Annotated in this window: 27 protein-coding genes; 11 read left to right on the top strand and 16 right to left on the bottom strand. The window is 39.7% G+C overall.

Features of this window, described 5'->3' with window-relative positions:
* Positions 1-45: 45 nt before the first annotated feature.
* Positions 46-1248, bottom strand: coding sequence for a tetratricopeptide repeat protein (locus M23134_RS24785; protein WP_002700746.1), 1203 nt, complete (start codon positions 1246-1248; stop codon positions 46-48).
* A 368-nt stretch (positions 1249-1616) separates the two neighbouring features.
* Positions 1617-2375, bottom strand: a complete 759-nt coding sequence (gene fabG, locus M23134_RS24780) for a 3-oxoacyl-ACP reductase FabG (protein WP_002700744.1) — start codon at positions 2373-2375, stop codon at positions 1617-1619.
* A 148-nt stretch (positions 2376-2523) separates the two neighbouring features.
* On the opposite strand from fabG, the gene M23134_RS24775 reads away from it, so the two are divergent.
* A complete protein-coding gene (locus M23134_RS24775) occupies positions 2524-3630 on the top strand; it encodes an oxygenase MpaB family protein (protein WP_002700743.1) in 1107 nt (368 codons plus the stop codon).
* 32 nt (positions 3631-3662) lie between these two features.
* Here the strand turns inward: M23134_RS24775 and M23134_RS24770 are convergent, their stop codons facing one another.
* From M23134_RS24770 to mltG, 6 genes are all read right to left on the bottom strand, one after another.
* On the bottom strand, positions 3663-4814 hold the full coding sequence (locus tag M23134_RS24770; RefSeq protein WP_002700741.1) for a hypothetical protein: 1152 nt from the start codon (positions 4812-4814) through the stop codon (positions 3663-3665).
* Positions 4815-4822: 8 nt separating this feature from the next.
* On the bottom strand, positions 4823-5299 hold the full coding sequence (locus tag M23134_RS24765) for a 6-pyruvoyl trahydropterin synthase family protein (RefSeq protein ID WP_002700740.1): 477 nt from the start codon (positions 5297-5299) through the stop codon (positions 4823-4825).
* Between the two features lie 109 nt (positions 5300-5408).
* A complete protein-coding gene (locus M23134_RS24760; protein ID WP_002700739.1) occupies positions 5409-5969 on the bottom strand; it encodes a DUF3037 domain-containing protein in 561 nt (186 codons plus the stop codon).
* A complete protein-coding gene (locus M23134_RS24755; protein ID WP_002700736.1) occupies positions 5966-6757 on the bottom strand; it encodes a HipA family kinase in 792 nt (263 codons plus the stop codon). Before M23134_RS24755 ends, M23134_RS24760 begins: the two co-directional genes overlap by 4 nt.
* A gap of 15 nt (positions 6758-6772) precedes the next feature.
* Positions 6773-7471, bottom strand: a complete 699-nt coding sequence (mtgA, locus tag M23134_RS24750; RefSeq protein ID WP_002700734.1) for a monofunctional biosynthetic peptidoglycan transglycosylase — start codon at positions 7469-7471, stop codon at positions 6773-6775.
* Between the two features lie 56 nt (positions 7472-7527).
* Positions 7528-8535, bottom strand: a complete 1008-nt coding sequence (mltG, locus tag M23134_RS24745) for an endolytic transglycosylase MltG (protein WP_002700733.1) — start codon at positions 8533-8535, stop codon at positions 7528-7530.
* A gap of 297 nt (positions 8536-8832) precedes the next feature.
* On the opposite strand from mltG, the gene M23134_RS24740 reads away from it, so the two are divergent.
* The 3 genes from M23134_RS24740 to M23134_RS24730 all read left to right on the top strand — a co-directional run bounded on the left by M23134_RS24740 (position 8833) and on the right by M23134_RS24730 (position 11415).
* The gene (locus M23134_RS24740) at positions 8833-9462 is read left to right on the top strand and encodes an L-threonylcarbamoyladenylate synthase (protein ID WP_002700728.1); all 630 of its coding nucleotides are present in this window, start codon (positions 8833-8835) and stop codon (positions 9460-9462) included.
* A gap of 351 nt (positions 9463-9813) precedes the next feature.
* The gene (locus M23134_RS24735; RefSeq protein ID WP_002700727.1) at positions 9814-10848 is read left to right on the top strand and encodes a patatin-like phospholipase family protein; all 1035 of its coding nucleotides are present in this window, start codon (positions 9814-9816) and stop codon (positions 10846-10848) included.
* A gap of 159 nt (positions 10849-11007) precedes the next feature.
* Positions 11008-11415, top strand: coding sequence for an STAS/SEC14 domain-containing protein (locus M23134_RS24730; RefSeq protein ID WP_002700725.1), 408 nt, complete (start codon positions 11008-11010; stop codon positions 11413-11415).
* 203 nt (positions 11416-11618) lie between these two features.
* On the opposite strand, the gene M23134_RS24725 is transcribed toward M23134_RS24730, so the two are convergent.
* Positions 11619-12503 carry a lysophospholipid acyltransferase family protein gene (locus M23134_RS24725; RefSeq protein ID WP_002700724.1) on the bottom strand — a complete coding sequence of 295 codons (885 nt, stop codon included), beginning with the start codon at positions 12501-12503 and terminating at the stop codon, positions 11619-11621.
* 175 nt (positions 12504-12678) lie between these two features.
* Between M23134_RS24725 and M23134_RS24720 the strand changes: the two genes are divergently transcribed.
* The 3 genes from M23134_RS24720 to M23134_RS24710 all read left to right on the top strand — a co-directional run bounded on the left by M23134_RS24720 (position 12679) and on the right by M23134_RS24710 (position 16888).
* On the top strand, positions 12679-13236 hold the full coding sequence (locus M23134_RS24720) for a 3'-5' exonuclease (RefSeq protein ID WP_002700722.1): 558 nt from the start codon (positions 12679-12681) through the stop codon (positions 13234-13236).
* A 10-nt stretch (positions 13237-13246) separates the two neighbouring features.
* Positions 13247-13912, top strand: coding sequence for a WbqC family protein (locus M23134_RS24715; RefSeq protein ID WP_002700720.1), 666 nt, complete (start codon positions 13247-13249; stop codon positions 13910-13912).
* A 450-nt stretch (positions 13913-14362) separates the two neighbouring features.
* A complete protein-coding gene (locus M23134_RS24710; RefSeq protein WP_002700718.1) occupies positions 14363-16888 on the top strand; it encodes an ATP-dependent Clp protease ATP-binding subunit in 2526 nt (841 codons plus the stop codon).
* 54 nt (positions 16889-16942) lie between these two features.
* On the opposite strand, the gene M23134_RS24705 is transcribed toward M23134_RS24710, so the two are convergent.
* On the bottom strand, positions 16943-17743 hold the full coding sequence (locus M23134_RS24705; RefSeq protein ID WP_002700716.1) for a hypothetical protein: 801 nt from the start codon (positions 17741-17743) through the stop codon (positions 16943-16945).
* 318 nt (positions 17744-18061) lie between these two features.
* On the opposite strand from M23134_RS24705, the gene M23134_RS24700 reads away from it, so the two are divergent.
* Positions 18062-19501, top strand: coding sequence for a DUF3667 domain-containing protein (locus M23134_RS24700; protein ID WP_002700714.1), 1440 nt, complete (start codon positions 18062-18064; stop codon positions 19499-19501).
* Positions 19502-19669: 168 nt separating this feature from the next.
* Here M23134_RS24700 and M23134_RS24695 read toward each other — a convergent pair whose 3' ends face one another.
* Complete coding sequence (locus M23134_RS24695; RefSeq protein ID WP_002700712.1) at positions 19670-20188, bottom strand: TlpA family protein disulfide reductase; 519 nt, start codon at positions 20186-20188, stop codon at positions 19670-19672.
* Between the two features lie 268 nt (positions 20189-20456).
* Here M23134_RS24695 and M23134_RS24690 point away from each other — a divergent pair, with 268 nt between their 5' ends.
* Positions 20457-21095 carry a carboxypeptidase-like regulatory domain-containing protein gene (locus M23134_RS24690; protein WP_002700710.1) on the top strand — a complete coding sequence of 213 codons (639 nt, stop codon included), beginning with the start codon at positions 20457-20459 and terminating at the stop codon, positions 21093-21095.
* Between the two features lie 91 nt (positions 21096-21186).
* On the opposite strand, the gene M23134_RS24685 is transcribed toward M23134_RS24690, so the two are convergent.
* From M23134_RS24685 to M23134_RS24665, 5 genes are all read right to left on the bottom strand, one after another.
* The gene (locus M23134_RS24685) at positions 21187-21411 is read right to left on the bottom strand and encodes a hypothetical protein (RefSeq protein WP_002700708.1); all 225 of its coding nucleotides are present in this window, start codon (positions 21409-21411) and stop codon (positions 21187-21189) included.
* Between the two features lie 373 nt (positions 21412-21784).
* Complete coding sequence (locus M23134_RS24680; protein WP_002700707.1) at positions 21785-22267, bottom strand: hypothetical protein; 483 nt, start codon at positions 22265-22267, stop codon at positions 21785-21787.
* Between the two features lie 65 nt (positions 22268-22332).
* Entirely contained in the window at positions 22333-22947 is a 615-nt protein-coding gene (locus M23134_RS38845) for a hypothetical protein (RefSeq protein ID WP_002700706.1), read from the bottom strand.
* A gap of 130 nt (positions 22948-23077) precedes the next feature.
* A complete protein-coding gene (locus M23134_RS24670; RefSeq protein ID WP_002700705.1) occupies positions 23078-24271 on the bottom strand; it encodes a GTP-binding protein in 1194 nt (397 codons plus the stop codon).
* Between the two features lie 62 nt (positions 24272-24333).
* Entirely contained in the window at positions 24334-24987 is a 654-nt protein-coding gene (locus M23134_RS24665) for a DUF1826 domain-containing protein (protein WP_002700704.1), read from the bottom strand.
* Between the two features lie 81 nt (positions 24988-25068).
* Here M23134_RS24665 and folE point away from each other — a divergent pair, with 81 nt between their 5' ends.
* On the top strand, positions 25069-25746 hold the full coding sequence (gene folE, locus M23134_RS24660) for a GTP cyclohydrolase I FolE (RefSeq protein ID WP_002700703.1): 678 nt from the start codon (positions 25069-25071) through the stop codon (positions 25744-25746).
* 91 nt (positions 25747-25837) lie between these two features.
* Positions 25838-26377: a hypothetical protein gene (locus tag M23134_RS24655; protein ID WP_157558632.1), complete on the top strand. Its 540-nt coding sequence runs from the start codon at positions 25838-25840 to the stop codon at positions 26375-26377.
* Positions 26378-26452 lie beyond the last annotated feature (75 nt).

Genomic DNA, 26452 nt, shown 5'->3' with positions numbered 1-26452 from the left:
TCGCCACTACTTGTAGCTTGTTGCTCTCTGCTTGCAACTAACTTACTACCGCTTCCTCTTCTTAAACCCTTTCCTAGCATACTTATACGCCTGCGACTCCATTTTATTTTTGGGGTAACCCAACATAGCAGCTTGCTGCAAATCTTTTTTAATTTCTCTTTTACGATGATTGGTGCGCATTTTGGCCACCCCACGCAAATACCAGGCACGGGCATTTTGGGGTTGCTTGCTTATCAGTAAGTTACAATCTTTGATGGTATGCGCATAATCTTCCTGACGCAAAAAAGCCTCGGCACGCAAACCATAAAAACGTACACTGTCAGGATAAGCTTCCAAAGCTTTGGTGTAATCGTTAATGGCAGGGTCGTATTGAGCAAGTGCTGCGTGATATTGCGCCCGCTCTACATAGTGCAAAGCATTGTTAGGCTCCAGTTCCATCACTTTGTTTATTGCCCTGATGGCTCCTCTATAATCTTTACTTGCCGCCTTGCAATAAGCACTTAATGAGTACTGATAGGGCTTCATATTTTTAGCGTCTTTTTGCTCCAAATAATCCAGGTCTTGCGCACTGCGCATGTAGTTGCCAGCCAAAAAAGCCGCGTACGCTCTTTGACGGTAAGAATCAAGAATGCTGGGCTGTAGTTGAATCGCTTTACTGAAGTCTTTTATTGCCTGCGTATATTTTTGGGATTCCATGAGGCACTGCCCTCTGCCATAATACAAAATGGCTTGCTGGGGGTCGTAGTTAATGGCACTGGAGTAATCTTCTATAGCTTTGGGGGTAAAACCAATTTCTTTGTAAGCTTCGGCACGGTAGTTATAGGCCATGGCACTCTTGGGGTTCAAACGTAATGCTTGAGTATACTCCTGAATGGCAGCCTCATACTCGTTTTGCTCGTGATAAATAGCTCCCTTGTATAAATAAGGGGCAGACTTACGGGGGTTAAACTGAGTAGCTTTTACAAAGTCATTAAAAGCCTTTTTGTAATGTTTTTGCAGCATGTGGGTTTTGCCCCGCTCAAAATAAGCATCGGCAAAGCCAGGGTTTTGTTTAATTGCCAGGTTAAGCGAACGCAAGGCATTGTTAAAATCGCCTAATTGCAAGTCTAACTTCCCTTTTTGATAATTTTCGTTTGCCTGGATGTAGTAGCTGTTGCTTTGCTTATATATTCTTTGGGCTTGTACGTGGGTATGAGAAATAAAAAAGATACCGCTTAGTAAAATGAATAGATTAACCTGGTGTTTCATATATATTTTGTGATGTTGCTTTTGATAATAACGGATTCAACATAAAAAAAGGTGTAAGCTTCAAAGACAAAAAACCAAACTTTATACCAAACCCTTACCAAATAATATAACATTATTTCGCTCGAATAACAAATCGCAGGTATTAGATGGGTACTACCTGCGATTTAATTAATACAAATTATTTCGTGTATGCCTACTCCTGTTTGGCAGGTATAGCACTACAAACGAAACAAAATTTTCAAAGACTGCCAGTTTTCGATAAACTCCCGTAAATAGTACCTCAACCACTAAATACCTAACCCATTATTTCGGCGATTTTTGCCTACTGACTTTACTTAACGGTTAAGGTACTGACGTACCAAAAGTGATTATCCCAGGTATGTTCCACCATCGGCAGTAAGGGTTTGCCCGGTAACAAAGCTGGAAGCCTCACTGGCAAAAAACAAAATCACCTTGGCTATTTCTTCAGGCTTGCCCAAGCGACGCAAAGGTACTCGTTGCTTCATTTGCTGGCGTAACTCATCGGGCACTGTGGCAAGCATGCTGGTATCGGTAGGTCCAGGAGCTACTGCATTCACAGTGATATTGTGTTTGCCCAACTCACGCCCCCATACTTTAGTCATGCCTATTACCCCAGCTTTAGAGGCTACATAGTTGGTTTGCCCAAAGTTGCCATAAATACCTACTACCGACGCAAGGTTTACAATTTTACCATAGTTGGCTTCCATCATATATTTAGACACCGCCTTGGTACAATTAAACACCCCTGTAAGGTTTACATCTATCACTTGTTGCCACTGCTCTGGCGTCATTTTCTTAAAAGAAGCATCTCTTACTATTCCTGCATTGTTTACCAAAATATCTATCTGCCCAAACTCTTCTACTATTTTTGCGCAAGCACTTTCTACCGATTCCAAACTAGTAATGTCTACCCCTTCCATAAACATTGACCGCTTGCCCTTTGACTTGAGCAAGCTTGCCGTGGTTTGGGCTGCTTCTACCTTTACGTCCCATATTACTACGGCAGCACCTGCTTCGGCCAGCATAATAGCGGCGGCTTGTCCTATGCCTTGGGCTGCTCCAGTCACAATTGCCACCCTGTCTTTTAATACATTGGTACTATTCATTGATATAAAATTTTAGAGTATGAAGTCGTTTCAACCCGTCAATTTAAAATGAAAATCGGGGGTGTGCAAGTTGCTCCAACATTTTTGTATTTCGTCAAACAATTGGTTTCATCAACTCATTGTATAGTTATATAATTCTACTCGCATTATGAAAATACATCCACACACCCCTTTACACTTGCCTGATTACCAAACCCCTACTCACGAAATACTGGCTGAGCTTAAGCAACAAGGCGATCCTGAAGCTGATGCTGTGATTAAATTCTTGTTTACCAACCAACAAGCCAAAGTGCTCAACCAACTCATGCAAGCGCTACAGCTCAACCGTGACTTGACCAATCACCCATTGCCCACCGAGGTAAACGCTTTTGTTGAACACGCCGGGCAAATACCTACTTGGGCAAATGATGATTTGTTGGCACAAGCGAACCGTTTTTTTACCCAATATGCCCACCAGTTTACCTCTATGCTTAGTTTTTTGTCGTTGCCCTATACTTATGCTGCCGCTCACGGGGTACAAGTACTTTACCTGACCAAGCGTATGCACCACGACGTAACCCGTAGACTACACGAAACCGCTCGTTTTTTATTGGATGTTACTGCCCCCAACGCTTTTGCTCCCGAAGGCAAAGGCATTGTAAGCAGCCTTAAGGTAAGACTCATGCATGCTGCTGTAAGGTACCATTTGGCAAAACGCCCCCAATGGAAAGCTGAGTGGGGGGTACCCATCAATCAAGAGGAAATGATAGGCACCAGTTTATCTTTTTCGGTATTGCCTGTTTTGGGTTTGCAAAAAATGGGAAATCATCTCAACCAACGTGATATGACTGCTTACTTGCATTTGTGGAAAGTAGTGGGGGCATTTTTGGGCAATGAGGTGTTGTATTTGCCCAATAGATACAAAGAAGGGAGCCAACTTGAAACACTCATCAGGCAACGCAACTTTGCCCCATCGTCCGAAGGCAAAACTTTGACTCAGGCATTGATACAGTCATTAGAAGAATCACTGGGCAAACGTTTTCCCAAGGGGTTTGTCACCGCGTATATGCGTTTTTTACTAGGCGATGAATTGGCAAATATGGTAGGAGTGCCTCCGTATAACTGGACAAGGGCATTGGTGAGCACATTTAGGGCAAGTAATGTTTTGAAGGCCCTCTCTCCTACCCCGTCTACTGCAGGCCAGGAGTTTTTGCAACAAATGCAGTATTTCCTGAAAAAAGACCCGGTCGAATTTAAAATTCCGTTGGTGGTTTAGAACAATGGTCAAGCATGCATCATCTCAACCTGTTATTGCCTGATCTGAAAACTGTCCATCAGTTGCTTCGCTATTTTGTCGTAATGGGTTGCTTGTGACGCAGGGTAGATGAAGGTTGCCTGTATGATGTTGTATTGCCCCGAACCTATCATTGGGGTGAGCAATAGTTTTTGGTGAGTAATATTGCCTTCTTTGTCAAGTCCTTTGCCTACCCAAAAGTCTTCGCCTTTGGCTTGCTCATTGAGCCCCTTCTCTCTATAATGGCCTAAAGACAATATAAGCTTCAGGTATTCATTAAAAGCCTTTTCTTTGTTTTTATCTCCATAGGTTACCCCGCTATGTTTAATGCTGAACAAGGCTTTACCATCACCCGATTCAAACTGTTCGCTCATGTATTTTCCCCAGTCTTTTCTGACAAAGTACAATACCTTGGCAGGAAACTGCACACAATAAGGCAGTTTGTTATGACAATACCCCCAATAACCAACGCCTTCTACGCGTTGGGGTGTGCCTGCTTGCATCATAGAAAACTGAGTAGTTTGTCTGACCACTTTTGCCTCATTGCCAAAGCTCAACCAATACCTTTTGGCAACATTTTTATACGCATCATTTTGTATCACATGCCCCACTTGCTCTACCAACAAACGACCACGCTGCAAACTCAAGCGAGCCGAAGTATGTACCCGCCATTTTTTGCGCCCTACAATGTCATACCCTATAGCTTTGCCTTGCAGCGTATAATACACCAGAGTATAGTATTGCCGCCCATAATAATTGTCTTTATCTTTGACCTCCAGAGCCAACAATAAAGTAACAATCTTTTGAGGGTTGTTGTACTTGAGCCTGCCTACGCAATAAGCACGTGTAGAACTGGTGTCTAACACAGGTACCGAATCGTTTCTGATATACCCCAGATCATTTACAAAGAATGCCTGAAAATAGTCTGCCGGAATTTTGGTCAAAAAACTCGGAATGTAATATTTGCTCATGACATAGGTGGTGGCACTGCCTTTGTCATACACAGTTTTGGGCTGAGTAATAGGCACGTCTAAAAAAGTACGAAGCTTAAGCTCAGGGAAATGACGAACAAAAGTAGCAAAAGACGGAGGCTTGCTTTGTGCTACTGCAAAGTGAGTACTCCACCACACAAAGCATATCAATGCTCTTAAAAATAAGTTGTTCATAGATCACTTTAGTCCTGTTTCACTACATTAGGTTCTTGCAAACGTAAGTCTTGGTAGTGTTCCAGCCCTTCGCCCATGTATTCTACCGAATTGTTTTTGGTTTCTACCAGCTTGAGGTGATGCAAAGTAGTACGGGGCGACTCTTGCTGAATGGCGGGGGCGAGTCGTTTCCAAAACTCAATGATGAGTATTTCACAGCTGGGCATTTTGCCTGCCAAAAAGTCTACATCTAAGTTCAGGTTTTTGTAATGAACTTTCTCGATAATCTCTCGTCTGACAATTTTACTCAGCACCTTGTAGTCAATCACCATTCCTGTTTCCAGGTCGGGCATTCCTTTGACAGTGACCACCAGTTCGAAGTTGTGTCCGTGCCAGTTCTGATTGGCACATACCCCAAAAAGAGCCTCGTTTTGTTCTTTGCTCCAGTTGGGGTTGTATAATTTATGGGAAGCGTTGAAAGTTTCTCGTCTGCAAATGTATACCATTTTTCTTTAATCTTTTTTTGGCAAAGATACGCTTTTTTTGGCAGATAACTTTCTTTGATGGTTGGGGTTGTAAGTTTTTGGGTGAAATGGTTGAATTAGAAAACAGCCTTTACTCATCTTTATGTTCTTGAGACGACTTTTTATGCTTGCTCTGTTGCCGTTCAATATACAGTCTTTTTCTTTCTTCTATTTTACTATCTCTAATCTTTGGTTGCGATTTTGTCACATTACCGCTTATAACTTTAGCAGGAGCATCATTATACATATTCAGCTTATAAGTCCCCAACAAATTAACCACCACTTGATTAATATCTTCGGAATATAAAAGGCTGGTGTATATTTTAGAAAACTGCAAAACCGTGGCATCCTCGGGTAAAAACTCTATTTGAATAAAGCGCTCAAGGTTCTCCTCAATTACTTGTTTGGTAGCTGAATTAAACTCTACTGTAACTACATGGGCTCTTTTGGTTAAACCGTCCAAATAAGCTTGGATATGAGACGCAGAAAAATTGGGATAAAGGTGGATTAAAGCATTCAACCGTTGTTCGGAAGATTTAAAAACAACTTGCCCCTGTTCAGGGAAAAATACCAATATGCCAATATTCACCGATTCTTCTAATACTTGAGAATGGACATAACGTAAAACAGCATATTTAAAAACGGTATTCATGATAGTGTACTCCTTAAAATATCTATAAATTGAGAGGGTTGTGCTTTTATTATCCCTAAAAACCTTTTGATCAACTGATAGTTTCCTATCGGATGCTTATATTTTAGTAACTGATTTGCATAGCTGTCCAATATATTTACTGGCAAATACCTGAGATACTCTTCAAATATGGTAAAATAGTACTCTTGAATACTTCCCTGATTTAGCATTGGGTAAAAAATATGATCACCATATCGATTCATCAGTTTTTTAGCTCTAAAATGTTCAATATGCGCCTCAGTATATTGAAAACCCAGTTCGTGATCGATTAAATAAAAGTTGGTTTCTGTAAGCAAAATATTGGGTTTAGCAATTCGCCTATCCCAGTTGGCAATCAACATATCAAACGCATAAATATTGGCTATTTCGTCTGCTTCAAGCTCATAAATAGGCAACACAGAGTCTCTATTATAAGGAGTATTACCTTCTATATACTCACTTCCAAACTTTATCCTTTGGTCTTTGGTGTCTAGTACTTCCTGCTGTTCTTTTGTAAGCCAAAACTTAAAATTATCAGAAAAATGGATAAACGCAGCTTTTGGGCAAGGCAGGTCAAATTGTTTTGCCAGTACATTTGCGTATACCTCATTAGCTACAGGTGCTACTTGGTCTACATGCTTCTCAGTAAACATTTTTACCACATAAGCTTTAGGCTGGTCTTTTACCAAAACTTCTACCAACCAAGGTTTTGTAGAACCTCCCTTCTCAATAATTTTATGTACAGTTATAGCCTCATACACTGGCAACATATCACTATTTTTTGATTAAAACTTTCTCAAGCCTTCCAGATAACTTGCCCCACCCAATAAGCGCATTTGATACAAAGTATGGCGTTGCCGCAAACGTACGGTACCACTGGGGTTCAGAATGAGGTATTTGCGCGGGTTGGGCAACACCGCAGCAATAAGGGCAGCCTCGGCAGCAGTGATTTTTTTGGCGTTTTTTCTAAAATAACGTTGGGCAGCTTTTTGTACCCCAAAGGTGCGTGGGCCTACTTCTATAATGTTGAGGTACACCTCCAAAATACGCTGTTTACCCCAGATCAATTCTATCAAATAAGTAATGGGTACCTCAAGGGCTTTGCGCAAATAACGGTCGTATTTAAAGCCTTGCCACAAAAACACATTTTTTGCCACTTGTTGGCTAATGGTGCTGCCTCCTCGATGCTGTTTTCGGGCTACTTTTAGGGCAGTCCAGTCTATGCCATGGTGGGTAGGAAAACGCTGATCTTCAGACGCCACCACCGCTACTTTTACCGGGTCGGCTATGTTTTCATAACTTACCCAGGTATAATGAATGGTGGCATCTTTGCCTGTAAACAGCGCATGCATACTTCGATAAAACATGGTAGAAGTATAGCCTACTGGTACAAACTTAAAGAATACGACAAAAAACAGCACTCCAAAGAAAAATACTAAAAAGCTTCTCCACAGGATATGGGTTATTTTTTTGATCATTTTCATTGGGTTGAGTTATTTTTGGTCGTGTTAAGAGACATCAAATATTTGTCTAAAGCTCTTTACTTGATCCGTCGCAGGTTCAAAGCTCGGTGGTAAAGCCGGGCATTTCGATTGTGTTGTGCGTTGGTTTTGGCAAACGCATGGTAACCCGAAAAATCAGCTTTGGCACAAAAAAACAAATAATCGTGCTGTTCATAGTTCAATACGGCATCTAACGAGGCTATCGAGGGCACATTGATAGGGCCGGGAGGCAAACCTTTGTATTTATAGGTGTTATAAGGCGACTCTACCTTTTTGTGGCGGTTCAGGACTCGTTTGATGGTAAAGTCCTTCATGGCAAACACCAGGGTAGGGTCTGCTTCAAGGGGAATCTCTTTTTGCAAACGATTGATGTACACTCCGGCTATTCTGGGTTTTTCGTCGTTTTTGTTAGTTTCTGCCTGTACTATCGACGCAAGCACTGATACCTCTTTTGGCTTTAGCCCTATAGTTTTGGCTTTGGCCAATCGCTGGTCATTCCAAAATTTTTTATACTCTTTGTGCATTCGATCGAGCAATTGTTTAGGCGATATATTCCAGTATACCTGATAAGTATTGGGCAAAAACATAGATACAACTGTGGTGGTGTCAAAGCCATATTTCTTGACCACTTGTGAATCGTTCAGTAGTTTGCCAAACTCGCCCGCCTGAAAAGGCAACTCTTTGCTTACCTTTTCTACCAGATCTTGCTTTAGGCGCACACTATTGAAAGTAAGCCTGACCGGGCTCTGCAAACCAGCCCGTAACATACGCACTGCTTCCAGGTTGGTCATGTTTTGCTTAATCAAATAACGCCCTGGCTTTACATTGTCCTGATACTTTAACAACTTAGACAAAAATGCAAAAGAGACGGTGTTTTGTACCAAATCTCTGGCCTTGAGCGAGTCAAGTACTGTTTTAAAATTTGCCCCTTGGGGTATATATAAATAGGTATCTTTTTTATCTACCTGAAAATTGGGGGTACGCACCAATTGATACCCATAAAAAGTAATAGAGACGGTTATCATAGACACAGCTATCATAACCATAATAAATATTTTCCTCCGTCGACTCATAATAACAAACAAAAGACTTAGTTTTCGCCCCGAAAAATACAAACTTTATTCGGCTATGGCACTTTACAGTTCAAAATGTTTTGCAAACAAAAACTTTACACTTTAAAAAAAAAGCAATATTTTTAATTTTATGCCTGATTCAAAAAATAAACCCATCTTGCGCTTTCTTATGGATGACAAAACCCCTGTTTTTTTGCCCTAAGGTAAAAGCATGAAGGGTTCAGAAACAGATCAAAAGCGAATTTAACAACCCTCAAAAATTGTAGCCCTATGATAGCAACACTTTTTAAAACTCACCCTGACAACCCCGAAATGCGTAAAATAAGCCAGGTAGTAGAATGCTTACGCAGTGGTGGGGTGATTATTTACCCTACTGACACTGTATATGGGTTGGGGTGTGATATTCACAATCAAAAAGCAGTGGAAAAAATTTGTCAAATAAAAAAAATCAACCCTAAGAAACGCAAAAACCTATCATTTATATGCAATGACCTCAGCCACATTGCCGAGTATGCCCGTATAGGAAATGCTACTTTTAAGCTTATGAAAAAAGCCTTGCCTGGTCCTTATACTTTTATACTTGAAACCAGTAGCCGGGTACCCAAAATTTTAAATATCAGCAAAAAAAACGTAGGAATACGTATTCCTGATAACAATATTGCCCGCCTGATTGTAAAGGAACTAGGCAACCCCATTATCACGAGTTCGGTACTTGCCGAAGACGAAGTAGTAAAGTACCTGACCGACCCTGAGGATATTTATGAACAATACAAACACAAGGTAGACCTGGTGATTGACGGAGGCAATGGCAGCAACGTGGGCTCTACCATTATAGATTGCAGCGACGATAATGTAACGGTGCTTCGTCAGGGGGCAGGAGATATCATGCAGTTTATATAACATTTAGGTTTTAAACACTCGCAAAAAACACTAATTTTTGGCACATCTAAACCAAACATTGGTGTTTTTTGTTGTATTGCACAAAGGACAAGTTTTAAATTAAGCAACACAAGGCACCATTTATCAGTATAAGCTGTATACTCTATGGTGTATAAAAGTAGTACAAAATCAACCAGCGTTTTCAATCGTCAAATAAGTATTTTTTTCAAAATTATAGCTATGTTCTTATCTTATTATCACAACTTTCACAAAAGCCATGCTTTTACAAAATCTTACCTGTGGCGTTCGCCTCTTACGCCTGTTACAATGACACAACCAATTCAGTTTATCATACTTTAAAATCTATCTATAATGAAAAAAACAGCATTAATCCTGCAAGGTGGGGGTGCCCTTGGTGCCTACCAATATGGTGTTATTAAAGGTTTTTACGAAAAAGACAAAAATTTTAATCCAAGTATCATCACAGGAGTATCTATAGGGGCTATCAACGGAGCCGTGATGCTTGGCGGCAAACTGGGGCCAGTAAAGTCGCTTGAAAAGTTATGGGATACACTCAAAACTCCTTCCTCTTCTTTTATTCCACCAAAGTGGCGCAGTTCTATCTCAAAATTTGGCAACCCTAATATGTATTTTATCAATCCCGCATTGATGTTCTCGCCACTGACTGCCCAAAGCATTTACGACATCAGTCCTTTTTGTAAGCTGTTGGACGAAATCATAGACTTTGACCAATTAAACACCCACCCCAGTACTTTAATCATAGAAACAGTCAATGTGGAGTCGGGGCAACTGGAGAGGTTTTCAAACAAAAGTGAAGAAGGCCTCACCATCGATAAGATCATTGCCAGCATGAGTATTCCACCCAATTTTCCGGCAGTAAAAATAGACCAGGGTTACTATTGGGATGGGGGGCTTTATGCCAATATGCCATTAAGTCCGGCAATTAATCATTTGGAAGCACTAGAGAGCGAAAATGGTGAAGCTATCACCGAAAGGGAATTAATAGTGGTGAGTTTGTTTAGAAAAAACGCCCAAATGCCCTCCAATATCAACGAAGTAACAGAGCGAATCAAAGAGATTATTTTTGCTGGAAAGCTTAACCTTGACAAAAAAATGTTTGAGCAAATGAACGATTGTATTGACCTGATCAAGGAAATAGACAAAGACCTAAACAAAGACAGCAAAGTAAGGGAAAATAAGGTCTACCAAAAATTGTTGAATCACAAAAAAATTAACCCTCCCCTTGTGTTAGAATACCGTGCTGAGGGGGTGATAGGTACAGACGATTTTAGTGAGCAAGCAATGGACTTTAGAGTAAGGCAAGGTTACCGTGATGCAGTGGCTACACTCAAAAAACCACGGGAAGTTGCCCTCTCTCCCAATTAGCTCATGCAAACAATGTTTGTACTACACAATCGTGAAGTTGATTACAAATAGCAAAAAGCGTAATTTTAACCCTTACCTATACTTGTAATCTTTTCTTGATTCAGTTATATTTAACTATACCTATATTTTTACTTAACAACCATTAAAAAACAATTAATTATGCTTTACTATGATAAAAAATGGTGTAAAATCTCATACCATGCCGATATACCCTGTATACAGCTAGACTGGTCTGGATTTGTAACCGGAGAAAAGTTTCGTGAAGCCTGTAATGCTGCACTTTCACTACTTAAAGAAAAAAAAGCCAGCAAAATGATTGCTAACAATAGCCAAGCTAAACTGGTATCGTTAGAAGATCAGAAATGGATGAATGAAGAGTGGTTTCCACAAGCTTATGCTGCGGGTTACCGTACATCGGCAGTGGTGGAGTCAGAGAATATATTCAATGAAGTAGCCGTAAAAAACATTGTTAACAAAATGGAAAACGGCAAGTTTACTGTACAATATTTTCATAACCTTGAACGCGCCAAAGAGTGGCTCAAGGAGTTTAAAGTCGAACTGGTATAACACGCACCCATATTCCCAAACAATCAGGCAAAAATGCCTGATTGTTTTCACTTAAGGGCTCAAGTTACGCAGTTTTCTGAAGGTCACCTGTTTCTATTGTTGAATGGCTATATTGTTGCGCAATGCGTAGCCCAACCATTGAGCAATAAAGCCATATAACCATCAAAATAAGTAGGTCTGCGTAACTTCAGTTAAGAGTATATCTAATTCTCCATGGTTGATTTCTGAGGACGCTTGTGCTTCCAACGTTTGTGTGACCATAGCCACTGATCAGGACAAGCTTTGATGTCTTGCTCTACCAAATGGGCAAATCGCTCAATAATGGGCATGTCTTCTGCCGAAGCAGGCTTGTCATAAGGAGGGTCGGCAAGCGCTTGAAAGCTTACCTCATAATACCCTCGCTTTAACCGGCGAATACTGGTATATACTACCGGAAACTTTACCTTACGGGCAATGCGCTCTGAACCGATAAAAAAAGCCGTCTCTTGGTGCAAAAACTCTGTCCAGTAATTTGATTCATTGGGCAAAGGGCGTTGGTCGGCCACCATAGCCACTACCCTGGCTTTACCTTTATTCTTGATTACATTTCGTAACACCATATTCATAGGTGTTGGGTCTGCCCCAAACTTACTCCGAATCTTAATCATCAAACGGTCAAAAAACTGGTTGCTCAAAGGGCTATACACTGCATCTACTCCAAAGCCCGACTTCACCAGCAAATAAGAACAAGCCAACAACAACCACTCCCAGTTGCCACTGTGTGGCGTCATTACAATTACCGAAGTGCCACTCTTAAGCCGCTCTTCCAGGATATGGTAATCTTTGTAACTCACTCGCTTTTGCAGCTGTCGTTCGCTCAACCCTACCACCTTCAGGCTTTCTACTATAATATCGCCTAGGTTGCGGTAAAACCTTCGGGCAATTTCCTTAATTTCTTTGTCTGATTTCTCAGGAAAAGATTTTTTCAGATTATCAATTACTACTGCTTTGCGGTAGCCTATCACACTAAAAGCCAGCCAACCTATAAAATCGGCCCACAGGTACAGTACCCAAAAAGGCCACAGGGCAAACAACCTTATCAACAACATATCTCTCTCTTATTACAACTCTGGTTTATACAAAAGCCTTGCACTAAAAACGTGCAGGGTATGAGCGATCAAAATTACACATAATGTTGTTTGTAAACATACTTTCTCAAAGGTATATTCATTTTTTTAGCTTATATTTCGCTTTATTTTACACCAAGAAACAAGCAAAAGCGATATGGTATATGTCATTGTTGACCTAGAAGCTACCTGTTGGGAAACACGAGAAAATCGCGCCAATGAAACCATAGAAATAGGCGCTGTATGTATTGGCAATGAGGGCAAATGGGTAGATGAATTTGATACTTTTGTAAAGCCTGTCACTCACCCAGTATTATCAGAATTTTGTACCCAACTTACGTCTATTACTCAAGAAATGGTAGATGATGCTCCATTGTTTCCAGAAGCACTTGACGATTTTCAACAATGGATAAACAACTGTGCCAATGGAGATCAATATGTGTTGTGTTCGTGGGGATATTATGACCGGGTGCAATTTAAAAACGACTGTCTTTTACACAACTTGCCTACTCAATGGCTGGCCTCACATATTAGCCTTAAACACCAATACGCTGATATTAAAAATATGCGGCGACCCATTGGCATGAAAAAAGCATTACAAAAAGAGGGGTTGTTCCTTTCGGGGACTCATCACCGGGGCATTGATGATGCTAAAAATATTGCTGACATTTTTTTGATCTATCAGGATTTCTGGACTATGCCCCCAAACAATTGACAATGTAACAATGACACAGAAAAATCAAGATACTCTCGTACTCGACCTACAGTATTTTCCCTGTATAGCTTATTTTGTTCAGTGGCTCAAATACCCTAAGGTATGTATTGACATACACGAAAATTACGAAAAACAAAGCTATCGAAACCGATGTTATATCATGTTAGCCAACAAAGTAGCGTGTTTATCTGTTCCTGTAGTCAAGGGCAACCGAAAACAGTTGTATAAAGACCTACAAATAGACTATGATCAAAAATGGTTGGTGCAGCATTGGCGCTCTATAAGCTCAGCTTATGGCAAGGCTCCTTTTTATGAATATTTTGCCGATGATTTTCACAACATATTGCACAAAAAACCCTGCTACCTGGTAGATCTAAACCTTGAATTGCTGACAAAGTGTCTCAAATTATTAAAAATGCCAGAAAGTTTTGATTTATCTAATAATTATATAAATTTAAACCATACAGAAGGCTTTCGAGAGGGTCGTTCTGCCATTCACCCCAAAAAAGGGTTCCAACCTGACGGACAGTATGGCACTTTTAATTACGCTCAGGTGTTTGGCAAACAGTTTGTGCCCAATCTAAGTGTTTTAGACCTCTTGTTTTGTGAAGGTCCCAATGCTGGTTTCATATTACAAAAAACCTTGGAAATGCAACCAGATACAGCACCGGAATAAACCAGTAACAACTAAACATCGTATGTAGTAAAATACAGTTTGAATATGACTTAATGAAAAACAGATAAAACAACCAATTCATTTGTTTAGAAACAAGTTCATGAGGGTTTGTTTAAAATTTATCTAATAACAGGTACTTTTCGTGATTTTCACTCTATTATGTTGTTAAACCAAGCTTACAGCTTTGCTTTAACATACCTGAGTACAAAACTCATTAAAAATTGCTCTAGATACGGAAATTTAAACAAACTCTTAATTTAAAGTACTCTTCATTTTGTAAGCTTTAGCTAAATAGACAAAAATTGCAAATGCCGCTATCAATCCTCCTACTAAATCAAAGTATTGGTTTGTTGGAAATTTATTCGGAAAAGAAGTAAGTACAATACAACATAAATCAACTATCATAATGGTAGTTGGGAAAACTAAATTTAAAATATTATTCTCTGAATTATGGAAGCAAAATTCTCTAACAGAGTTAAAGAAGTCATATCGCTCAGCCGTGAAGAAGCCCTTCGCTTGGGTCATGACTACATTGGCACTGAACACTTGCTTTTGGGAATGATCAGAGAGGGAGAAGGAGTTGCGATAAATTTATTAAAAAAATTGGGAATTTCTTTAGATGAACTAAGAGCCTCGGTAGAACAGGCCACCAGAGGAAATGCCACCAATAATGTAAAAAATTTAGCCAATATTCCACTTACTCGTCAATCTGAGAAAGTCCTAAAAATCACTTATTTAGAAGCAAAAATTTTCAAAAGCCAACTCATTGGCACCGAGCATTTACTGCTCTCTATTTTAAGAGATGAAGATAACATTGCCACTCAAATATTAAGTAAGTTTGATATTAATTACGAATTAGTGAGAGAACACCTTGAGTATCGCATTAACCACCCAATGGATGCTGCTGATGCCGATGACGGCGATGAAGATAGTTCTCGAATGTTTGGTGGTGGTCAAGGAAAAGAGTCTATGAAATCATCTGAAAAATCAAGAACACCTGTACTAGACAATTTTGGTCGCGACTTGACCAAACTTGCCGAGCAAAACAAGCTTGACCCTATTGTAGGTAGAGAAAAAGAAATTGAGCGCGTAGCGCAGATATTGAGCCGCCGCAAAAAGAACAACCCTATTTTGATTGGTGAGCCTGGGGTAGGTAAAACAGCCATTGCTGAAGGACTCGCCTTGCGCATTGTTCAAAAGAAAGTGTCGCGTGTGTTATTTGGTAAAAGGGTGGTTACGCTTGACCTTGCGTCGTTGGTAGCTGGTACCAAATACCGTGGACAGTTTGAAGAAAGAATGAAGGCGGTAATGAACGAGTTAGAAAAATCGCCCGAAGTAATTCTTTTCATTGATGAGCTACACACCATTGTAGGTGCAGGTGGAGCTTCAGGCTCGCTTGATGCCTCTAACATGTTCAAACCTGCATTGGCTCGTGGCGACATTCAATGTATTGGTGCTACTACTCTTGATGAGTACCGTCAATACATCGAAAAAGATGGCGCATTGGCCCGTCGTTTCCAAATGGTAATGGTAGAAGCTACCAGCCCTGACGAAACGCTTGAGATTTTGAATAATATCAAAGAAAAATACGAGGATCATCACCACGTATACTATACCGAAGAAGCTGTAGCTGCTTGTGTGAAATTGTCTGATCGCTACATCAGTGATCGTTTTTTGCCTGACAAGGCAATTGATGTACTAGATGAAGCTGGAGCAAGGGTACACATTAGCAACATTCAGGTTCCTGAAACTATTTTGAATCTCGAAGAACGTATCGAGGATATCAAAAAAGAAAAAAACCAAGTAGTGAAAAGCCAACAATACGAAGAGGCTGCCCAACTGCGTGACAAAGAAAAACGCTTGATTGCTGAGCTTGACCAGGCAAAAGTAGATTGGGAAGAGGAAACCAAGAAAACACGCTATGAGGTAAGCGAAGACAGTGTAGCCGAAGTAGTGGGTATGATGACTGGTATTCCAACGCAGCGTATTGCACAAAAAGAGAGTGCTCGAATCCTGAAAATGGGTGAGAAACTAGAAGCACGTGTGATTGGACAGGACGAAGCCATTCAGAAACTGGTAAAAGCGATTCAACGTACCCGTGTAGGATTGAAAGATCCTAAAAAACCCATTGGTACATTTATCTTCTTAGGCCCTACTGGAGTAGGTAAAACAGAGCTTGCCAAGGCATTGGCTACTTATTTGTTTGACAAAGAAGATTCGCTGATTAGAATAGATATGAGTGAGTATATGGAGAAATTCTCGGTATCTCGCTTGGTTGGAGCGCCTCCGGGCTATGTGGGTTACGAAGAAGGTGGTCAATTGACCGAAAAAGTTCGTCGTAAGCCTTATAGTGTAGTATTGCTCGATGAGATTGAAAAAGCTCACCCTGATGTGTTTAATATTTTATTACAGGTATTAGATGACGGAATCTTGACAGATGGTTTGGGTCGCAGAGTTGACTTTAAAAACACCATCATTATTATGACGTCAAACATTGGAGTACGTGATTTGAAAGATTTTGGTGCAGGTGTTGGTTTCTCTACTCAAGCCCGTCAGCAAGCCCAAGGCGAATTGATGCAGAGCACCATCAAAAATGCTTTAAGAAAGGCATTCTCGCCTGAGTTCTTGAATCGTTTGGATGATGTAATCATTTTTAACTCACTTAACCGTGAGCACATTCACTCTATCATTGATGTAATGCTTAAAGAAGTATTTTCCAGAGTAGAAGCTTTGGGGTACAAAATTGAGCTTACCGAAGAGGCTAAAGATTTCTTGTCTGACAAAGGATACGATCCACAGTATGGCGCTCGCCCATTGGCACGTGCCATCCAGAAATACTTGGAAGATCCAGTAGCAGAAGAAATACTGAAAGGTGTAAACGAAGGTGATACTATTTTGGCGCATTACAAAGGCGAAGGCGAAGAGTTGACGCTGACCGTAAAAAAACCAGAAGAGACTAAACCAGAAGCTGAATAAACAACACAGCTTTCAAGTAAACATACAAGCCCGTTCATTGTTGAACGGGTTTTTTTATTGTTTTTGCTCAGTAATTAATTTGACTTGTAATAACTTTTCCCCTCCTTTCACTACTTTTTGGGCTTTTCTCTGGTAAGGTGTCTTGATGTAATACCCTTCTGGTTTGACCAATACAGGGTAGTTTTTATATATCAATATCAGGCGTGCTCTGAAAAAAGGTTTTGCCGGCTTCTCAAAAAAGGTAGTATCATAATCATACCGTATGGCCTGAAGAGGATACTGCCTCAAGTTTCCTTTACAAACAATGGATGTATCACCTGGTTGAAATAATCTATACAACTGTTGATGATGAACACTCATGTTGATTGGCAACTGGCTCCAGTCTACCAAACCACGTGAGGCAATAAATTGATCAATGGCTTCTTCGCGAGGGATAGAATCATTACGTTCAAGAAAAACGTCCAAATCAGTTCTTTGCGCGGGGGTAGACATTGCCCGCAACCATTTCTCTTGGGTGACTTCGTCCCCTACTCTATGCACAAAGTGTAAGTCAGGAGGCATCACCGCCGAATTTTTATAAGTATCACCAGATACTAGCCAAAGATACCCTACAATCAACCAAAAACAGCAAAACAGCCATAAGACCTTTTGGGTCACTTGGGTTTTCCGCCTTTTAGGCAAGGGCGATAATATTGTTTGGGGAGGTTTGGGATTAAACGTCTGCACCTTGGCAACTCTGTTCTGCTTTGCTTTAGCCAATAAATGATTGTAAGATTGCCAAAATTTTTGTGTACTTCTAGCATCATACTTTTGCCAAAGTACTCGTCCTTCTCGCTCTATGGTAGACTTCCTCATTTGTAGTTTTGCTAAAGTGTTTTGGATTGTTTTTCTATTGGTGAGTCACTCATTTTCAACTATAGTTTAACCTTTTCTATAAAATACGCAATTCTCATTAAAAGGATTTTGACCGAAACTTACACTTCTATAGATTCGCAAAACATAACACAGTACCATTTAATACAAAGTACTAAGTTATACATAATTTCAGTAAAAAAATTAGGTGTAAAATTGAGCAGTATGTATATTTGTGCCTCAATACAGTATTTAACTTAGGCTATTCAATACCTGCTATCGTTTTACATAATCGCCATAACATATAGCCCGAAAAGAAAAATGAAAAAGAGAAGAAAGACCGATCAATGCCTCAATTGTGGGTTGGTGTTTGAAGTGCCCGACGAGTTTTGCCCCAGGTGTGGGCAAGAAAATCATCAAAAGGTAAAGTCAGTTCGTTTGTTTCTAATCGATTCGTTCAATGATGTATTAGACGTTGACTCACGGTTTTATCGTAGTATCTTTCCTTTTTTGTTCAAGCCTGGGCTACTTACCAATGAATATGTCGACGGTAAAAGAAAACGCTTTGTCCAACCTATCCGAATTTACCTGGTATTTAGTTTTATTTACTTTTTTGTTTCTTCATTGGAAGTAAACAAACTCACCAATCAAAAAAGCTTTAAGGGTAAAATTAAAAATTCGGCCATATCAGATCGAGCCCGCCGAACCAAAGATTCTATTGAGCTGAACAAACTGGTCTATAAAAACTATAAAATAAATCCAGTAACCATTGATGACTCTCTTAAGAAAAACAAACTTGCGCCTGTTGACTCACAATACCTGGCAACTATCCATCAGGGTTTTCGGGCTATGTATGCCCAAAAGCAGTACCGAGACTCGCTCAAAAAGATAAAAAGGGACTCACTGATTTACCAAAAACGCAGGAAAAGATTGGCTGGGAAGCTGAACTCTTATCGTAAGAAATTACAAAAAATAACCAATGAAGAGGCTAGAATAGCCCTACAAGATAAGATTGCCCGGTATAGGAGGGATTCGGCAAGAACTGAGCTGATTTTCCGACTTAAAACCAGGCAACGCTTCTACCAAGACAGTCTGCAACGTTATACAAATCATCTACAAAGGGCGCGTCGGGCAACAGTGTTGGCGGGTATAGAGGCTCGCCTTGATTCTATTCGCAACACCCGCCAAAGCGACCGTCAACGTTTTGGTGAAACCGATCAATTGTTTTTTGGCATTCATATTCGGAGAGTAGGCGAGTTATCGTCGTTGGGGCTCAAAGAAAAAGCAATTATGGACTCGCTCCACATCAGGAGAACCACTATCAATCGCTTGATTGTACACCAAACTATTCGCTGGAGCAATGCCAGTGGGGCACAGTTGATTAGCTATGCTGTAGAAAAACTTCCCATTGTCATGTTTTTTGTGTTGCCTTTGTTTGCTTTGTTGCTTAAGCTCTTATATGTCCGTCGTAAAAGGTATTATGTTGAACACATTATTTTTACGCTACACATCCATAGTTTTGCTTACTTTATCTTTACTTTTAGCATACTATTTCTCGAGCTCGCCCCACAAGGCGCAGTTTATATATTACCCATTACTTTTTTGCTGTTGTTTATCTACACCTACAAATCTTTTAGGAATGTGTACCAACAAAGCAGGATCAAAACATTGTTCAAAATTGGGCTGATAGGCATTGCCTACCTGCTTGTCCTGATAGTGGCGTTTACGCTGGGCATTATAGTCAGCTTGCTGGTTTTCTAAAGCAAGTAGTGGCAAGTCTTATATACCGATGCATACTACTGTAATTAGCTAGAAATAGACCGTCTTTATAATATGTTTTGCTTAAAACCAAATAACGCCCTTATTTCTCTCAAAGTAAGGGCGTTGTTTAAATAATATTCAGAAATTATATCAGTGCTTGCTCACCTCTTACATATCCAAGGCTTTGCCTATTAGTTTTTTGGCTTTGGCACTGCTTGGACGGTAAAAATCATCGGCAAGTAATTTACCATCTTTACCTACTAACATATAACGGGGGATGTATTGCACTTTGAAGCGTTTATTGATTTCACCTATTTGTTTTTGATCAGGCTTCCAGTGATGCCCTTGTATTTTCATTTTCTCAATGCCTTTTCTCCAGGCTTTTTCGCCTCTGTCAAATGAAATATACAAAAATACTACGTCTTTGCCTTTGAACTCTTCGTGCAGTTTGCGGCTGTAGGGCATTTGTCCCCGACAAGGTCCACACCAGGTGGCCCAAAAGTCTATGTATACTACTTTGCCTTTGAACTGCTTGAGTACTTCGTCAAATTTTTTACCTTTAGCATCAATAAACACCACCTCGTTATTGGCAGTTTTATCTTTGACTGATGTATTGGGTAAAGTAGCTGCTATTGCCAACCCTGCCACTATGACAACTGCCAGCAGTTTAAACAATTTTGTCTTCATATTGATTTATATTTGTGTATATGCGAATCTATTAAAATTTACGCTAAAATGTGACAATTGTTATTAACGTAACAATTAGAGTTACTATAATTAACAGTATTTTAACGGCTAAGTTCCAGTCATGAGACAATTGATCTGTTTTTTTCGTTAATTCAGTAAAACCTCTATTTCGCATTTTTATTATTAGGCTTTCGTTTGTATTTTTGAAAATACAAGTGGTTAAACTTTAGGTAATTATTTTTCAATAAACTTTAAACTCCACACAACCTTGAAGATTTATAGAGTTACTCAATATATTCTAATTGCTATTTGTTGGTTTGCCTTCCAAAATGCACAAGCACAGGGGGAAAATCAAACACTTATTCTTTCGGGGGTTATTATTACCGGAAAAAAAGCCGAACCTGTACCAGGGGCACACGTGTATATCCCCAAAGCAGGCAGAGGTACTACCAGTACAGTCATTGGTAGCTTTGGGCTGTCGGTAGTGCCCGGCGATAGTGTAGCCATTACTTCGGTAGGTTTCAAACCTCATTATTATAGGGTACCCTATGACAAAACAGATAATATGTCGGTGGTGATAGAGTTGACTGAAGATGTACAAATGCTTGACGTAGTAGAGGTGTTTCCTTATCCTACTGAAGAGATATTCAAAGAAAGGCTATTAGCGCTTGAGTTGCCCGACGAAGAAGTAATGCAAACGCTTAGGAAAAACTTAAGCCAACAAATATTGACCAAAATGGCCATTAATATGGGGATGGATGCTGGTGCCAACCATAAATATTACACCAATCAGTATGCAGTAAATATGGGTAATCGTTTTATGGCTCCATCGTTGTCACTGCTCAATCCATTTGCCTGGGCACGCTTCTTTCAATCACTCAAAAGAAAGAAGAAGAAAAAGAAGTAAAATTCAATCCTGTTATATAAAAATTCACCAAAAAAGCCATTGAAAAATTTTCAATGGCTTTTTTGGTGAATGGTTGATTTGAGTGTTTGAATTATTTTTTAGCTAATCTTTGATCTTCGGCAGTAGTGGTGCGAGTCACTTTCTTTTTTACCTTTTGTGTAGCAGTAGTCTTTATTGGAGCACGATCGCAATTGGCCATACAAAAAACGCCTAGCGCAATCACCATCATCCACACAGAAAAGTAAGCCCACATTTTGCCCACACTTGTGGGTGATTTACCTTCTACCTCAGTTTTTTCAATTATAGTATCAATCATTGTTTTTAATCAATATTTGCCTAATGTTTTTCTAAATACCTTTGTTATTGTATTTACTATAAAAAGGCAGACAAGTTTTTTTTGTAACGCTATTTTTTGTGGTTTTTCTTAAATTGGTAATTTTACCTACTGGGCTCAACTCACCTTATAAAACAAAAAACCTCCCTTAAACAAGAGAGGTTTTTGCACACACATTTACAACAAGTTTTAATACTACCGTTAAAGTACGAATACCTTAACTAAACATATAAAGCAATGTGGTTGTAAAGTGTACTCCATCTTTTTTAGTTTTTTTTTCTGTCAATAGTTTCATTATTATGAGTGTAGAAACAGACTTTTGTTATCAAATTGAGAGTTGTTCCCGTCAGAACACTTATTTTTTGAATACTTGTTTTGCTTCTTTCAGTATGTATATCAAATGATCAGGGTTATCGGGGTTAAGCTGCAAACGCCCTCTAAAGGTAACTTTACCTGAGTCAAAAGTCGTACGTTTTTGTTGCGTATATACCTCCATTACACTTTCGGGACCTGCACCTCCGCAAAAATAACAGCTTTTGAAGGGCAAGGCTGACAACACCCAAAACTTGCCTCCTCCGTCGTACATTTCAGTAGGAATTAGGTATCCGCTCACTGTAATCATCTTCTTATCAAGCGACAGAGTAGCCTTACTGAATTTAGGGTAAAGCATTTGGGCGTTGTATTGTGGGTCGTATTTTTTTACCCAGGTTATTTTCATCAGCGTACGCCAAATATCGCTATTGCTTACGTCTAGGTCAGACAGTTGTTCATAGGTAAAAAAAGCAATATTTGCCCCACTTGCCAGCACTAATCCCAATACGATAAGAAATTTTTTCATAGAAATCAAAGGTTTAGAGCTTGTTTAAAAAACAGGTTTTCACCACCAAAAAATACTTTGTTTTGTTACATTTCGACCGCATCATTTAGTATATAAAATAACCTTTCCGGGTTTTTAGTATTCAACACTAATTTGCCTTTTAGGCGAATACGCTTGCTGCTCAATCGTATACCTTTGGGGCTGTTTACTTCTACGATAGACTCAGGGCCGGCTCCTCCACAAAAAAAACATTGTTGAATAGGAAAAAATGAGAGCATAAAAAATGTTTGTTTTCTATCTTCTGTCAATGGATACATATACCCACTTATCTCCACTACTTGATTATGGTACTTTCTGTGCTTGGCGGTGAACTTAGGATAATAACCATACACCCCTTTGTGCTCATATTGAATATCAAAGAAGGCTTTCCAAATTCCAGCCTTCAACTTGGGTTTGAAGGCTTGCCATAGGGTGTCTTCTGGCAAGCGTTGACCTACGGTTCGGGCAGTATCAGTTAATTTAACCGTATCTATCACTGGTTTACCTGGCGGTTTACGTGTTTTTTCTACCTTACTTGCTACTTTCTTAGCAGGGGTGTATGCCGAAACTTCCTGGCTTACTGAAACACGGGTAAAATTGATAATAATGAGCACTACTACCAAAGAGATAGGTAAAATGTATAACCAATGCTTAGGGTTCATAACGGTTATTTACTTCTTCATAAATTGTTTAAACTACTGCATAATTTGCTGGTTTCTATCGCGTCTAAAGGCCAACGGAATAAACAAGCTCTAAGACTGAGACCAACCACAACTTTCATACATCAAGTATTTACCATTGCGGAAATGGATCAGCAAAATGTATTTGATCCCAGGCATTAGCGGTTTCTTCTGGTGTACACAAGCATTGGTTCAAGGCATCAACAATGGCTGTTTTATCCATGTCTTGACCAATAAAAACCATTTCATTTAAGCGATCACCAAAATCATCATCCCAGCGATCTTCTAAAAAATCCAGCGTTTCGGTATAATCTGGATATTGTAATCTTTCGTGTAAGGGAACACTTGCCCACCATACACCTGCCTTCTCTGCCCTTAACGAGGCACCCGCTTGTGACCAGTTTAGTGCGTCGTCAGGGCGCGACACCAACCAAAATAAGCCTTTACTGCGAATAATTGTAGTTGGAAACTCATTGGTAAGGTATGCCCAAAACCTTTCGGGGTGAAAAGGACGTTTGGCTTGAAACACAAAAGAACCAATTCCATACTCTTCGGTTTCGGGAGTATGTGTTTGTTGCAGTTCTTGTATCCACCCGGCAGACTGTGAGGTACTTTCAAAATCAAAGAGTTGGGTATCAAGTATGGTATTTAACTCCACTTTTCCGAAGGTACTTTCTATAATGCGGGCGGTAGGATTAAACTTCTGAATGATCGCCTTAAGTGCACCTAACTGTTCTTTAGTTACCAAATCAACTTTATTAAGGATAATCACATTGGCAAACTCAAGTTGGTCAGTCAGCAGGTTTACAATGGTACGGTTATCGGCTTGATCATCGTTCATTTCCCGGTCTAGTATAGTATCGCTAGAGCTAAAGTCTCTGGCAAAATTATAGGCATCTACTACCGTTACCAAAGTATCTAGCTGGCTCACATCTGAGAGATTTAGGGCAAGCTCTGGACTGTCGAAGAAAAAACTCTGGGCAACTGGTAGTGGCTCTGAGATTCCAGTACTTTCTATAAGTAAATAGTCAAAGCGGTTTTCTTGCGCTAATTTGCCTACCTCCTCAATCAAGTCCTCTCTAAGGGTACAACAAATGCAGCCATTACTCATTTCTACTAACTTTTCTTCGGTGCGCGAAAGTGTATTCCCTTCTTTTACCAAGCGAGCATCTACATTTACCTCACTCATGTCGTTTACTATCACTGCTACCTTCAAACCCTGCTTATTATGCAAAACGTGGTTCAAAAGGGTGGTTTTTCCTGCGCCTAAAAAACCGCTCAATACAGTTACTGGAAGTTTCTTCATATCTTTTGAATGCTAAAAAAATTATAAATGGGCTAAGTCAAGTACTTGGGTAAATAAAATGGTTATAAATTAACCTCGGTATCTAGCCTAAGTAATAACCGACATTCGTTTTTGTCGAGTGGAGGGCTTCGGTGCATGATGGCATTGGTAGCAATGTGGTCGTGTAATGCGCCTTTCAAAATTGCCACATCATACGTTTTGACGCTTAAAACCTTTGACAAGTCTTTGATTCGTTCGGCGTTTGAACTTGCTCCACAAAACCGAAGGCTTATGTTGTCATTATCAACCCACTGCGTACCAGCTCCCCAGTAGGTGCAAAGTAGGCGAAGCTCATTGGCATCGGTATGAAAAAGGCGACACATAGAAGTCTCTATTTTGGCAAAATAAAGTTTGATATGTGATTGCTGCACAAGTTGAGAAAACCGCCAGACTAATTGATATATATCTTCAATAAGTGCTTGATACCCTCTTATGTCAAGCACGCGAAACTGTTGCAGGTAGTCATTCAAAGTACGTTTGAGGCTATGCACTGGTAAAGTTTCCTGAATCAAAGGCACTTGGGTTTCTTTTTGGAGTAAATAAAGGAAGTTTTGTAACTCACTAGAGATCGTACGCTCCAGAATAGCCAGGTTTCGCTGGGGTGCTTGTATTTCAGCCAATGCGTCCCAGTTTTTTGCGTACAAAAAGTGGTCATTTGCCAGGTTTTTAGTAATCATTACAAGGATTTAAAATGCAACATTGTTGCAAATGTAGTAATATTGCATAAAATTTGGAATTAATTCATTAAATAAATTGAAATGATACAAGAAAAGCTTACCAAAATCGATGCTGACGAAATAGGAGATTTACATATAACAAACTCTTATGATACCCCTTTGCGCGAAGATGCTTTTTTGCTGGATGATAAAACCAAAATACGACTCATAGAAGAATACTTTGGGAAAATTATGCACACTTTAGGGCTGGATTTGAACGATGATAGCTTGAAAGGCACCCCTTATAGGGTAGCAAAAATGTATGTCAAAGAGATTTTTAAGGGTTTAGACCCTGATAATAGACCAGATTTGAAAGTATTTGAAAACAAGTATCAATATGGAGAAATGTTGGTAGAAAAGAATATCTCTCTGTACTCGTCTTGTGAGCACCATTTTTTACCCATCATAGGCAAAGCCCATGTAGGCTATATTGCCAACGATAAAGTGATAGGATTATCTAAAATAAACCGGATAGTAGATTATTTTGCCCGCCGCCCACAGGTGCAAGAACGCCTTTCCCGCCAAATATCTGAGGAGTTAAAACGTGTGCTTGATACAGAGGATGTGGCAATAGTGATAGAAAGCAAACATTTGTGTGTAGCATCGCGTGGCATTCAAGATACTGAAAGTAGCACGGTAACCGCTGAGTATGGGGGACAATTTAAAGACAAAGATGTACGTCAGGAGTTTTTAAGCTATGTTCATAGCAAGCTGGAATAGGAGGCTTACTTTCTTCTGTTAAAAATACTTTGGAAATTTGATGATTAATAACCAAAATTGCAGACTATTTGTAAACTTTAAACTTTTTAAAATGAAGATGAAATTTTTTAATTTAATATTGGTATTGAGTTTTAGTGTAGTACTGTTTTCGTGTGGAGGTGGCAACCAAGCAGCCACAGAAGAGCACCAGGCTATGGTCACCGAACACGAAACGATGGAGAAAGAACATGCCACTATGGAAAAAAGCCATGCAGACATGGAGAAGTTGCACACCCAAATGGTGGAAGATCACAAAAAAATGGCAGGAGATGAAGCTGATTCCAGCCACCAGGTAATGGAAGCCAAACATCAAAAAATGATTGATGAACACACAAAACTGATCGCCAACCACAAAACATTGGTTGATAAGCACAGCGAGCTGGTAAAAAAACATAAGTCTGGCGAAGCAGATAAGGCTACTATGGAGAAAGAACATAAGCAAATGCAAGCAGACCATGACAAAGCCAAAAAAGACCACGAAAAAATGGCAAACGAGCATGAGCAAATGAAAAAAGATCATGAGCAAATGAAAAACGAGCACGCTAATAAAGATAAAGAAGGCGACAAGAAAGAAGAAAAAAAGAGTGAGTAATAGGTAGCTTCTACAGCCTTAAGCTTTTAGCGACAAGCTTCAAGTTTGACGCTGCTCTGCAAGCAACTAACAAAT

This window comes from Microscilla marina ATCC 23134, from assembly GCF_000169175.1.
In the GTDB taxonomy this organism is placed as follows: domain Bacteria; phylum Bacteroidota; class Bacteroidia; order Cytophagales; family Microscillaceae; genus Microscilla; species Microscilla marina.
The sequence above is the reverse complement of the archived record's forward strand: the minus strand, read 5'-3'. Positions and strand labels throughout refer to the sequence as shown.